Source organism: Aquabacterium sp. (assembly GCF_014378415.1).
Lineage (GTDB): Bacteria > Pseudomonadota > Gammaproteobacteria > Burkholderiales > Burkholderiaceae_C > Aquabacterium.
Window position 1 is genome coordinate 16469 of the sequence record NZ_JACMNS010000031.1, and the last position, 12036, is coordinate 28504.

Annotated in this window: 11 protein-coding genes and 1 pseudogene; 5 read left to right on the forward strand and 7 right to left on the reverse strand. The window is 63.4% G+C overall.

Annotated elements, in window-relative coordinates; all coding sequences use genetic code 11:
• Positions 1-61: 61 nt before the first annotated feature.
• The 4 genes from H7225_RS03575 to H7225_RS03590 all read left to right on the forward strand — a co-directional run bounded on the left by H7225_RS03575 (position 62) and on the right by H7225_RS03590 (position 4203).
• The gene (locus H7225_RS03575; protein WP_290659413.1) at positions 62-1069 is read left to right on the forward strand and encodes an NAD(P)H-quinone oxidoreductase; all 1008 of its coding nucleotides are present in this window, start codon (positions 62-64) and stop codon (positions 1067-1069) included.
• A gap of 4 nt (positions 1070-1073) precedes the next feature.
• On the forward strand, positions 1074-2165 hold the full coding sequence (locus H7225_RS03580; RefSeq protein WP_290659414.1) for a DUF748 domain-containing protein: 1092 nt from the start codon (positions 1074-1076) through the stop codon (positions 2163-2165).
• Between the two features lie 44 nt (positions 2166-2209).
• A complete protein-coding gene (gene rraA / locus H7225_RS03585; protein ID WP_290659415.1) occupies positions 2210-2710 on the forward strand; it encodes a ribonuclease E activity regulator RraA in 501 nt (166 codons plus the stop codon).
• A 92-nt stretch (positions 2711-2802) separates the two neighbouring features.
• Positions 2803-4203: an aminotransferase class I/II-fold pyridoxal phosphate-dependent enzyme gene (locus tag H7225_RS03590; protein ID WP_290659416.1), complete on the forward strand. Its 1401-nt coding sequence runs from the start codon at positions 2803-2805 to the stop codon at positions 4201-4203.
• A 22-nt stretch (positions 4204-4225) separates the two neighbouring features.
• Here the strand turns inward: H7225_RS03590 and serB are convergent, their stop codons facing one another.
• From serB to mfd, 3 genes are all read right to left on the reverse strand, one after another.
• Complete coding sequence (gene serB, locus H7225_RS03595; protein WP_290659417.1) at positions 4226-4903, reverse strand: phosphoserine phosphatase SerB; 678 nt, start codon at positions 4901-4903, stop codon at positions 4226-4228.
• 63 nt (positions 4904-4966) lie between these two features.
• Positions 4967-5176, reverse strand: coding sequence for a hypothetical protein (locus tag H7225_RS03600; protein WP_290659418.1), 210 nt, complete (start codon positions 5174-5176; stop codon positions 4967-4969).
• Between the two features lie 67 nt (positions 5177-5243).
• On the reverse strand, positions 5244-8729 hold the full coding sequence (mfd, locus tag H7225_RS03605; RefSeq protein WP_290659419.1) for a transcription-repair coupling factor: 3486 nt from the start codon (positions 8727-8729) through the stop codon (positions 5244-5246).
• Between the two features lie 93 nt (positions 8730-8822).
• On the opposite strand from mfd, the gene ispD reads away from it, so the two are divergent.
• A complete protein-coding gene (gene ispD / locus H7225_RS03610) occupies positions 8823-9593 on the forward strand; it encodes a 2-C-methyl-D-erythritol 4-phosphate cytidylyltransferase (RefSeq protein WP_290659420.1) in 771 nt (256 codons plus the stop codon).
• Here the strand turns inward: ispD and H7225_RS03615 are convergent.
• From H7225_RS03615 to H7225_RS03630, 4 genes and pseudogenes are all read right to left on the reverse strand, one after another.
• Positions 9532-10278 carry a zeta toxin family protein gene (locus H7225_RS03615; RefSeq protein ID WP_290659421.1) on the reverse strand — a complete coding sequence of 249 codons (747 nt, stop codon included), beginning with the start codon at positions 10276-10278 and terminating at the stop codon, positions 9532-9534. The genes ispD and H7225_RS03615 overlap by 62 nt on opposite strands.
• A 78-nt stretch (positions 10279-10356) precedes the next feature.
• Entirely contained in the window at positions 10357-10710 is a 354-nt protein-coding gene (locus H7225_RS03620; RefSeq protein WP_290659422.1) for a type II toxin-antitoxin system Phd/YefM family antitoxin, read from the reverse strand.
• A gap of 32 nt (positions 10711-10742) precedes the next feature.
• Positions 10743-11564 (reverse strand): trypsin-like serine protease, encoded by an 822-nt coding sequence (locus H7225_RS03625; RefSeq protein WP_290659423.1) that lies wholly within the window; start codon positions 11562-11564, stop codon positions 10743-10745.
• A 108-nt stretch (positions 11565-11672) separates the two neighbouring features.
• Positions 11673-12036, reverse strand: a pseudogene (locus H7225_RS03630) (ammonium transporter); the annotation flags it as partial.

The window sequence follows — 12036 nt, forward strand, 5'->3', positions numbered from 1 at the left end:
GTTGGTGTTGACCGCGCAATTTTTACTGAAAAAACATCCAGACCTTCGCAGGTAGATTGACATGCCCATCCCCAGTCAGATGAACCACATCGCGTTTTCCGGGCCCGGCGGGCCGCAAGTGCTGCACTTGGCCACTGCTTTGGTGCCGGAGCCCGTCGGCGGTGAGTTGCTCATTCACGTTGAGGCAGCAGGCATCAATCGGCCTGACGTCTTGCAGCGCAGTGGGCACTATCCCGTGCCGCCTGGCGCGAACCAGCACCTGGGCTTGGAGGTGGCGGGCGAAGTGGTGGCCGTTGGCAGCGCCGACACCGGGTTCAAGGTGGGCGACAAGGTGTGCGCCTTGACCAATGGCGGGGGCTATGCCACGCACGTCACGGTGCCAGCCACACAGGCATTGCCCTGGCCCAAGGGCTACGACGCCATCAGGGCGGCGGCCTTGCCTGAGACCTATTTCACGGTGTGGGCCAACCTGTTTCAAATGGGGCATTTGAAGTCGGGTGACACCGTTTTGCTGCATGGCGGTGGCAGTGGCATTGGCACCACCGCGACGCAACTCGCCCGCGAGTTCGGCGCACACCCTTTTGTGACGGTGGGCAGCGAGTCGAAGCGCGAGGCCTGTTTGAAGCTGGGCGCTGAACTGGTCATCAACCACAGGGAACAAGACTTCCAAAAAGTCATCTTGGAGCATACCCAAGGCCGTGGCGTGGATGTGATCCTGGACATCATGGGCGCGGTTTATTTCGCCCGCAACCTGGCCTCCTTGGCCATGGACGGGCGCTTGCTGCTGCTGGCCTTTTTGGGCGGCACCACCGTCAAGGAGTTCAACCTGGCGCAGATCATGGCCAAGCGCCTGAGCATCACCGGGTCGGCGATGCGCCCACGGACCACGAAGGAGAAGGCGGTCATTGCGGCCGAACTCAAAGCCAAGGTCTGGCCGGTGCTGGAGGCAGGCCGCTGTGCGCCGGTCATCCATGCCGTGTTCCCCCTGGCCAAGGCTGCTGATGCGCACCGCTTGATGGAAAGCAGCGATCACATCGGCAAGATCGTGTTGCAAGTGGGCGCCGCGTGAACGCATGAAGAATCGATTCTGGATGTGGGCTGGCGCTGTGCCAGTCGCGGTGGCATTGCTGGGCCTGGTGGCCTTCCAGGTGACGGTGCCCCGCTTGCACGCCAACATTGAAAAGGCGTTGGGCCCTGGTGCCAGCGTTGGCGCCTTGAAGGTGGCTTGGGCCAGCGTGGAGTTGCAAGACCTGCGTGTTCGGGCCAGCGGCAAAGGCTGGCCGGCCGAGGATGAAATGCGCGCGGCCAAGGTCACCGTGGTGCCCGACATGCTCAGCCTGTTCGGCAATGCGTGGCGCGTGCGCAGCGTGACCGTGAAGGGCGCCTACCTGTCCGTCTTGCGCACGGCCGATGGCAAGCTGCGGGTGTTGCCGGCCTTGTTCGAGCATGCGGGCTCGCCCAGCGATCAGCCGCCCACCGACCACCCTGGCAAGGACGGGCCCGCACCGCACATCGACATCGGGCAGGTGTTGATGGTCGGCGCGCAGTTGGCGTTTTATGACGCCAGCGTTCGCAAACCGGCGCACCTCGTCCACATCGACCAACTGGACATTGTGCTGGATCACGTGTCGGTCCCGGCTTTGGACCAGGCCATGCACATCGATCTGCAAGGCGTGGTCAAAGGTCCGCAGCGCGATGGCCGCATCAAGGTGGTGGGCGAGTTCACGCCGGCCACGCACGATGCGCAGCTCAAAGGCCAACTGGTCGGGGTTGATCTGATCGCCTTGCAGCCTTACCTGGTCAAGCTGAACGAAGGGGGCGTGAGCGCCGGCACCTTGGACTTGCGCTTTGATGCGACGGTGGTGAACAACCATTTGCGCGCACCGGGCGTCATCACCTTGACGGGGCTCGAGTTGAGCAGCGGTGGCGGTCTGTTCAGCACCTTTGCGGGCGTGCCTCGCCGAGCCGTCATTGCCGCGATGAGTGAGAAGGGCCGCATCGAGCTGAAGTTTTCTCTCGATGGGCGGCTGGACGATCCACACTTTTCGCTCAACGAGCAATTGGCCGTGCGGGCTGCAGCTGGCTTGGCCGAGTCCTTGGGCGTCAGCTTCACTGGCATGGTCGAAGGCGTGGGCAGTGTGATCAAGGGCTTGTTTGGTCGTTGACAATCGGGCTTCATTGACCTGAGCTGTTGACCCAAGGAGAAGCCATGACCACGAATTTTGCAACCTGCGACCTTTGCGATGACCACAAGAACGACACCGATGGCGCCTTCCGCGTCTTGCCGCCGGTGTTCAAGGACTATGGCAAACGCCTCAAGTTCAGCGGCCCGGTCAGCACGGTCAAGTGCTTCGAGGACAACACCCTGGTCAAAGCAGCGGTGGACTCACCCGGCCTGGGCCGAGTGCTGGTGGTGGATGGTGGCGCATCGCTGCGACGCGCGCTGGTGGGGGGCAACCTGGGCAAAGCCGCGGCCAACAACGGTTGGGCTGGCGTGATCGTGGATGGTTGCGTGCGTGATTCGGCGGAGCTCGCCGAGTGCGACGTGGGCATCCGGGCACTGGCCTTGATGCCCTGGCCCACCGAGAAGCGCAAAGAAGGCCAGGCCGATGTGCCGGTGCAGATTCAAGGCGTGTGGGTGCGCCCGGGTGACTGGCTGTATGCCGATGAGGATGGCATCGTCGTGATGCCCCAGGCCAAGGCTGGATGAGCTGAATGCGGACCGTTATTCGTTTTTGCCACCCCTCATCTGGGGTATACCGCATCGCGATAAATTTCCGAAAATGCTAATAGATTAGGGGGATGGACAAACTGAATCTGGCACTGCAGGGCACCTTGGCTGACTACATCAGCCTCATGGACAAAACGGTGGCGAACCGTCAAACCACCGCAGCGCCAGAGTCTCTGCTGGGTCGCTTGAGCATCCTGCCCATGGGCTGGGACATCCTTGACGAATACGGCCTGGACACCTTCTCCAAGCAAATCGTGGGCGCGGTGTTGCCGTGGGCGCAGGCCAAAGACCGGCGCGGTCGGCCATTGGCCGAAGGTGTTAACTTTGGCAGCCAGGATTACCTGTCCTTGTCCAGCCATCCCTTGATCCGCCAGGCCGCCGTGCAGGCCATAGAGCAGTTGGGTGTGCACGTGGGGGGCAGTGCCGCCTTGATGGGCAACAGCGAAGCCTCGGTGCGGCTTGAATGCGAGTTGGCCGACTGGCTGCACTTGAAAGACTGCTCGCTGTTTCCCACCGGTTGGGCGGCGGGCTATGGCGCCATCCGTGCCTTGGTGCGCGACCGCGATCATGTGGTGATTGATCGCCTGGCCCACGCCTGCCTTCAAGATGGAGCCCGTGCGGCCACCCGCCATGTTCATACTTTTGACCACCTGTCGGTTGACGCCCTGGAGCGGCAACTGATGGCCGTGCGCGAGAGCCACCCCTCTGCCGGCATCCTCGTGGTCACCGAATCGCTGTTCTCCATGGACTCGGACGTGCCTGACCTGAAGGCGCACCAGGAACTGGCGCACCGATATCAAGCCACCTTGTTGGTGGACGTGGCGCACGACCTGGGCAGCATGGGGCCCGAAGGTCTGGGCGCCATCCAGGAGCAGGGCATGTTGGGCAAGATCGATGTGGTCCTCGGGACCTTCTCCAAAACCTTCGCGTCCAATGGGGGTTTCGTGGCTAGCAATGAGCCCGGTTTGAAGCTGGCGATCCGCTTTGGTTGCGGGCCGCACACCTTCTCGAACGCCATGTCGCCGGTGCAGGCGCTGGTGGTGCTCAAAGCGCTGGAGATTGTTCGTTCTGAAGAAGGTGCCGAGCGTCGCCGCCGACTGCATGCCAACACGATGGCCTTGCGGGCCAAGCTGGCCACCTTGGGCTGCACGGTGATGGGGGTGCCCAGCGCCGTGGTGCCGGTGCTGATGGGCGGCACTTCGCAATGCCGCATGGTGTCCAGGTTTTTGCTGGCAGGCGGCGCGATTGCCAATGCCGTGGAATACCCGGCGGTGCCGCGTGATGCGGCGCGGCTGAGGCTGCAGGTCATGGCCGACCACTCGCCCGCCGACATCGACACCTTCGTCTCGGTGCTGTCGCTGGCCATGCAGAAAGCCGATGCCATGCTGGTCAAGCTGCACTCGGAGAACAATGGCGGCCTGCCTGCGGCACAGCCCCCAGAGGCCACGCCGTTTGCCTCCAGTCAGGGGTGATGGCACCCCTGGGTGTCGGTGCCTAGATCAGCACTTCCAGCACGCGGTCCAGCCCACCATCATTGATGGCGATCATGGCTTGCTCGCGGACCTTGGGCTTGGCATGGTAAGCCACGCTCAGGCCTGACACGCTCATCATCGGCAAGTCGTTGGCACCGTCGCCCACGGCGATGGACAGCTTGGGGTCACATCGCAGACGGGCACACAGGGCCAGCAGGTGCTGCTTCTTGGCTTCGCCATCGACGATGTCGCCCAGAACGCGGCCGGTGAGCAAGCCGCCTTCAATCTCCAGCAAGTTGGCGTAGGCCTCGTGCATGCCCAGGCGCGCCTTGACTCGGTCGGCGAAGAAGGTGAAGCCACCCGACACCAGCAACGTTTGCAGGCCTGCGGCCTTGGCGGCGTTGATCAACTCGGACGCACCGGGGTTGATTTTCAAGCGCTGGTCATAAACCTCTTGCAGGGCTTCGGCAGGCACGCCTTTCAGCAAGGCCACACGGCGCGTCAGGCTGTCCTTGAAGTCGGTGATTTCGCCGCGCATGGCGGCCTCAGTGATGGCGGCTACCTCAAACTTCTTGCCCACGGCGTCGGCGATCTCGTCGATGCACTCGATGCTGATCAGCGTGGAGTCCATGTCGAAGGCGATGGCCTTGAAGGCGCTGAGCTTCAAGGGGGGCGTGAAGCGCTGGAGGACGAGGCTCATTGATTTGACGGGTTGGGGTGCGGCTGGCGGGATTATCGCCTTTGTCCGCCGCACGCCCATCCTTCAGTGACGACGTCGTGCCACCAGGCCCGCCACGCCCAGCCCCGTCAGCATCCGCACGCAGGCCTGGGGTTCTGGCACCGCGCTCACAAAGCTCAATGTCACATTGAGCGACGAGTCACGCCCGCCCGTGCCTGTGGCCACGAGCCTGTACGTGCCGGGGCTGATGGCCGCAGCGAAGGTCGAGTGCGCAAAGCCGCCGAGCGTGCCCAAGAAGGTGCCGCTGGCGATGAGCGTGTTGCTGGTGTCGAACAGCTATTCAAATTAGGGGTGTGCGTGCTTATTTGATGGGCTGCCCCAGCGATTTCAACAAATCGCGCACGTATTGCGCCCGGTCTTTGGGGTCACTCAGCGATTTTTCGACACGCAACTTGTCGTTGCCCGCCAGCTTGATGTGCCGGTTCTTCTGCACCAACTCGATGATGCGCATGGGCTCCACAGGCGCATTGGCCCGGAAGGTGATGTTGATCAGCCCTGGCGTGGCATCGACCTTCTGCACGCCATAGGGCTTGGCCTGCACGCGCAAGCGGTGGGTGTCGAACAGCGTTTGCGCCTGCGCGGGCAGCTTGCCGAAGCGATCGATGATCTCTTCCATCATGGCTTCGATCTTGTCGATCGAATCGGCCGTGGCCACGCGCTTGTACAGGCTCAGGCGCACATGCACGTCGCCGCAATAGCTGTCGGGCAGCAGGGCAGGCGCATGCAGGTTGATGTCGGTGCCGCCGCCAAACAGGCCCAGTGGCGACAGCAGATCGGGCTCTTTGCCCGCCTTCAGTGAGCGCACGGCCTCGCCCAGCATCTCGTTGTAAAGCTGGAAGCCCACTTCCATCATGTTGCCGCTCTGGTTATCACCCAGCACCTCGCCGGCGCCGCGGATCTCCAGGTCGTGCATGGCCAGGTAGAAGCCACTGCCCAGCTCTTCCATGCTTTGAATGGCCTCCAGCCGCTGCGAGGCCTGCTTGGTCAGCCCCTCGACATCGGGCACCAGCAGGTACGCATAAGCCTGGTGGTGAGAGCGGCCCACGCGGCCGCGCAACTGGTGCAACTGCGCCAGGCCGAACTTGTCGGCGCGGCTCATGATGATGGTGTTGGCCGTGGGCACGTCGATGCCGGTCTCGATGATGGTCGAGCACAGCAGCACGTTGTAGCGCTGGGCCACGAAGTCGCGCATCACGTGTTCCAGTTGGCGTTCGGGCATCTGGCCGTGGGCGATGGCGATGCGGGCTTCGGGGATCAACTCGCTCAGCTTGTCTCGGCGGTTCTCGATGGTGTCGACTTCGTTGTGCAGGAAGTAGACCTGGCCGCCGCGCTTGAGTTCGCGCAGCACGGCCTCGCGGATCACGCCGCTCGACTCTGATCGCACAAACGTTTTGATCGCCAGGCGGCGTTGCGGTGCGGTGGCGATCACGCTCAAATCGCGCAGGCCTTCCATGGCCATGCCCAAGGTGCGCGGAATGGGCGTGGCCGTGAGCGTGAGCACGTCGATGTCGGCGCGGATGGCTTTGATGGCCTCCTTGTGGCGCACACCAAACCGGTGTTCTTCGTCGATCACCAACAGGCCCAGGCGTTTGTATTTGACCGACTCGCTCAGCAGCTTGTGCGTGCCAATGACGATGTCGATGGTGCCATCTTCCAGGCCTTGCATCGCCGCCTTGATTTCCTTGGCGGAGCGGAAGCGCGACATCTCGGCCACGCGCACGGGCCACTGCGAAAAGCGGTCGGAGATGTTGTGGTAATGCTGTTCGGCTAACAGCGTGGTCGGCGCCAAAATCGCGACCTGCTTGCCGCCCGTCACCGCCACGAAGGCCGCGCGCAGGGCCACTTCGGTCTTGCCAAAACCCACATCGCCGCAGACCAGTCGGTCCATGGGGCGGGGGCTGATCATGTCCTGGATGACGGCGTGGATGGCAGCGCGCTGGTCGGCGGTTTCCTCGAAGCCGAAGCTGGCGGCAAAGGCCTCATAGTCTTGCGCGCTGAAACGGAAGGCAAAGCCCTCGCGGGCGGCGCGCCTGGCGTACAGATTGAGCAACTCGGCGGCGGTGTCGCGCACCTGTTCGGCGGCCTTGCGCTTGGCTTTCTCCCATTGGCCCGAACCCAGGCGGTGCAGCGGCGCTTCGTCGGCGCTGACGCCGGTGTAGCGGCTGATCAACTGCAGTTGCGACACCGGGACGTACAACGTGGCCGCGTCCGCATAGGTCAGGTGCAGGAACTCGGACGGGCCGGTGCCCAGGTCGAGGTTGATCAGGCCTTGATAACGCCCGATGCCATGGTTGGCGTGCACCACCGGGTCACCCACGTTCAGCTCGGACAAATCCTTGATGAGCGAGTCAACGTCGGTGGTCTGCTCCTGCTTGCGGCGGCGGCGCGTGGTGGGCGCCGCATCGAACAATTCGGTCTCGGTGATGAACTGCAGGCCGGCGTTTTGCTGCGCCCCATCGCCACTCAGGTCTTGCCAGATGAAGCCGCCCGCGAAGGGCGCTACCGCCATCGCCATGCGGTGGTCACTGGCCTCGAAGGCCTTCAGTGAATCAACGCTGGGCAGGTCGATCTGGTGGTCGCGCAGCAGCTCCAGCAGGCTCTCGCGGCGGCCATTGCTTTCGGCGATGATCAGCACACGCTGCGTGGCGTTTTTCAGGTGCGCCTGCAGCTTGCGCAAAGGCTCTTGCGCATTGCGTTCGGTCGACAGATCGGGCAAGGGGCGGGCCCAGTCAACGGCCTCGTTGCCGCGGATGTACAACTGCGCGTGGGCGCCTGCCAGCGCAAAGAAATCCTCGGTCTTGAGGTACAGCTCTTCGGGCGGCAGCAAGGGGCGCTCTGGATCGTGCTGCAGGAAGCGATGGCGCTCGCGCGTTTCGACCCAGAACTTGCGCAAGGTGTCGTCCAGCTCGCCATGCAGAACCAGCACGGCGTTTTCGCCCAGGTGCTCAAAGATGCTGGCGGTCTGGTCGAAGAACAGCGGCAGGTAGAACTCGATGCCGCCGGGCACCATGCCATTGCCGATGTCCTTGTACAGACGTGCCCGGGTGGGATCGCCTTCGATCTTTTCGCGCCAGCGCTTGCGGAAGGCTGCGCGGGCATCCTCGTCCATCGGGAACTCGCGGCCCGGCAACAGGCGCACTTCGGGCACGGGGTAGAGGCTGCGCTGGCTGTCGGGGTCGAAGGTGCGGATCGAGTCGATCTCGTCGCCGAACAGATCAACCCGGTACGGCACCAGCGAGCCCATGGGGAAGAGGTCGATCAGGCCGCCGCGCACCGCGTATTCACCGGGCGAGACGACCTGGCTGACATGCGTGTAACCCGCCAGCGTCAACTGCGACTTCAAAGCCGCTTCGTTGAGCTTTTGCTTTTGCTTGAAATGGAAGGTGTAGGCCGCCAGGAAGGAGGGCGGCGCCAGGCGCGTCAGCGCGGTGGTGGCGGGCAGCAACACCACATCCACGCCCGTGTCGGCGGCGACACCTTGCTGCACGCGCCAAAGTGTGGCCAGCCGCTCCGAGATCAAATCCTGGTGCGGCGAGAACGTGTCGTAGGGCAGGGTTTCCCAGTCGGGAAAGATCGCGCAGCGCAAGTCGGGCGCAAAGAACGCCATCTCGTCCATCAGGCGTTGCGTGTCGGCCGGGTCAGCAGCGATCAGCGCGGTCACGTGGCCTTCCGCTTTGCGGGCCTGGGCAAACTGGGCGATCAACAGTGCATCGGCTGAGCCCAGCGGGCGCGGCACGGTGTAGCGTTTGCCAATGGCGATGGAGGGGAGCTTGAGCGAGGGCAACATGGGCGGCGCGAGAATGACAAAGCGCCCGGCGGCGGGCTGCGGCCGGGCGTTGATCTGAAGGAAGCTTGATTGTAGGTGGGCGACAATCCAAGCATGCCCAGTCCCACGCCTTTGACCTTTTCGTCCCACGACTTTCAGCCCCGCTGTTTTGCGCTGGTGCCCTGCGCGGGCGTGGGGGAGCGGGCCGGAGTGGTTGGCCCCAAGCAGTACCACCCCGTGGCAGGCCAGTCCGTGGTGGCGCGCACTCTGGCGGCTTTGGCCTTGGTGCCGCGCCTGGACGCCACCTTGGTGGTGTTGTCTCCCACCGATGCCGTGTTCGAACAGCATGTGCCCGGGTTTGAAGGCGGACGGGCCTGGGTGGCCCGCGTGGGCGGTGCGTCACGGGCTGAAAGCGTCGCCAACGGCCTTGAAGAATTGCTGGCCCGTGGCGCCCAGCCTCATGACTGGGTGCTCGTCCACGACGCGGCCCGTTGCCTGATCCAGCCCGAATGGGTCAACCGCTTGATCGACGAGTGTCAGGACGATGAGGTGGGTGGCCTGCTGGCCCTGCCGGTCGCCGACACGCTGAAAGCATCCCAGCCTGGTTCAAACGGCGAGCCACGCATTCAAGGCACGGTGGACCGCGTCGCCAAGTGGTCGGCCCAAACGCCGCAGATGTTCCGCCTGGGGTTGTTGCGTCCCGCCCTGATCGCCGCCTTGAGCGACCCTGAGGCCGCAGCAGCCATCACCGATGAAGCCAGCGCCATCGAGGCCTTGGGCCACTCGCCACGCTTGGTGCTGGGCGCGTTCGAGAACTTCAAGCTCACTTGGCCGGGCGATTTCGCGCTGGCCGAACGCCTTTTGGCGACACGGCCGGCACGCTGATCGAGGGATTGGCGGCTTCCTTGAAGGCAGCGGCCACGATGGGCTTGGCCCAATCGGGCGTGCTGGCCAGGGCGGTGGCCTGCAAAGGGGCGGCCACGCGCCCAGGTTCGCCCAGACCACGCTGAGCGCCTTGCCAATGCAGCAACAGCCGAGGCTGCGGCGCCAGGCCGGCCTGAGGATCGGCCTCCACCGTGTTGTCGTACACACGAAGCTCAGTCAGGTGCGGCAACAACTGGATCAACTGCAGGCGGCTCTGGTCAAAGCGCCGGCGGATGTCCACCTCGGGGATGTCGTGTCCGCCCTTGGCCACGCGCGCTTTGACGCGGGCAATGTGGTGGTCGGCGCTGAGCAGGCCCACGTACCACAGGCGAACCTCAAAACCCTGCATGGCGGCGTCTTCCAGCAAGCGCGTGAAGCTGCGCCCGCCCAGGGTGGTCTCGAAGTTGTAATCGAGCTTTTGCGCAATGGCTTGCTGCAGCAGGCGCTTGCCCCCGTGCCACGCAGCGCTGTTGGCTTGCGTGGCGCTCAGGTGCGGCTGTGCACGGCGAATGGCCGCTGCGGCTTCGTCCGGGTTGAAATAGTGGCCCCCACGGCGCCTGATGTTGGCGCCACCAATGCTGCTCTTGCCGGCACCGTTGGTGCCCGCCAAGACAAATATGCGGGGGACGTGGGCAGTTGATGCCACGGCAGGATCTCTCTGAATTTTTTGTAAGGCAGCAGCACGGTATGTTCCGAGTGCTGGGGGTGCGTCAACAATGGCGCATCAAGGGCGTGTCGATGTGGCGTAGGCCACCGCAGCCTGGCCCAGTTCATCGGGGGGCGCGTCAAAGGCGTCCATCAAGGCATCGCGGGAGGCCGAGGCCTGCATGCGCTGCAAAAGGTGATCGAATTCTTGCGTCAGGCTGTCCAGCGGCTGGTGTTGACCATCCAGCAAGGCCTGGTAGGCGTCCATGGACAGCACGATGGCGGTGGGGCGGTCACGTTTGGTGATCGCCACCATGCCTTGGCTGGAAGCTGTGTCGAGCACCAGCCCAAAGCTGTTTTTAGCCTCGGTGGCTGAAAACTCGGGGACTTCCACCTGTTCGCCACGGTGGTTGCGCAAGGTCAGTGCGGTCATGTTGGACGCCTTTTGCGATCGATTTGGCTATTTTAGCCATTTCGTCCAAAATGTCCAGTCCTGAAGGCCAAAATGGCCAATCCAGCCAGCGCGTACAGCGCCAGGGTAGACGGTTCGGGCACGCTTGAGGCCCAAACGGCCTGTTGGCCCGAGCTGGCCATGGTGGCATTGATCCAGCTCTTGTAGTTGGCCACCTGCACGAAAGCCGACCCTTCCGAGGCCCCCGTGGTGTTGTTGACCAGTGCCGCCGAGGCGATGCCCAGGAGCAAGGACCCGGCACTGTCGCTCACCGCGCCTTTGAAGAGGGCGCTGCCGCTGTCCCCACCTTGCAAATAGGCCTGGCCATTGGTGATGATCCAGTTCACGGTAGAGGTAACGTTGTTCTCCGTGTTGGTGATGAGCGTGCCCGAGGCCAGCGTGGTCGCGAAGCCGTTGGGCTGCTGGTTCTTGGCCGTGGCCATCGTCAGCGTGCCCAGCGCGGCGGCCTGGTTGTTCTTGATCACCTGGTCATTGAGGATGGGCACGGCCGTGTCCAGCGCGGTGGACAAATGCACCAAGGCGATGTCGTTGTTGGGAAACGCCGCGCTAGAGAAGGTGTAGACCGCATCGATCAGCGAAATCCCGCCCAGCGAGTCAAAACTGCTAGCCCCCAACTTCAGCGCATTGCCCACGTGGGCGGCGGTCAGCACCCAGTTGTCGGCAATGAGCACCCCAGAGGCGCTGCCCAACTCACCCACCGCGCTGAAGCTGGTGGTGTTGGCCCCGTTGAAGATGGCATGGGCTGGTGAGGCGCAGCAAAACGCCGTGGCGAAGGCACATGACAAAAGGCGGAGGGAGGGAAGGCGGTACGTCATCTTGTCTTTCTGATGGGGATTGCTGTGCATTTTTCTTCATGCCCCGACTTTGGCTGAAGCACGTTATCCCGAGGCTCCAGTCACTTTTACCTTTTTTCATGAATCACGTCACCACGAGACCTCTTGCTCCGGACTGGCCTTGATGCGGTGAATCGACAAGTCCGCACCGTCAAATTCCTCTTCCTGCGACAGCCGCAAGCCCAGTACTTTGTTCAGCACCCCATAAACAATCACGCTGGACACCAGGGCAAAGCCCACCACCAGTGCCGTGCCCAGCACTTGCGCACCCAGGTTAACGCCGCCCATGCCGCCCAGGGCCTTCTGCCCGAAGATGCCCGCTGCGATGCCGCCCCACACGCCGCACAGTCCGTGCAGCGGCCACACGCCCAGCACATCGTCGATCTTCCATTTGTTTTGCGTCAGCGTGAACATGAACACGAAGATGGCGCCGGCAATGGCCCCCACGGCCAAA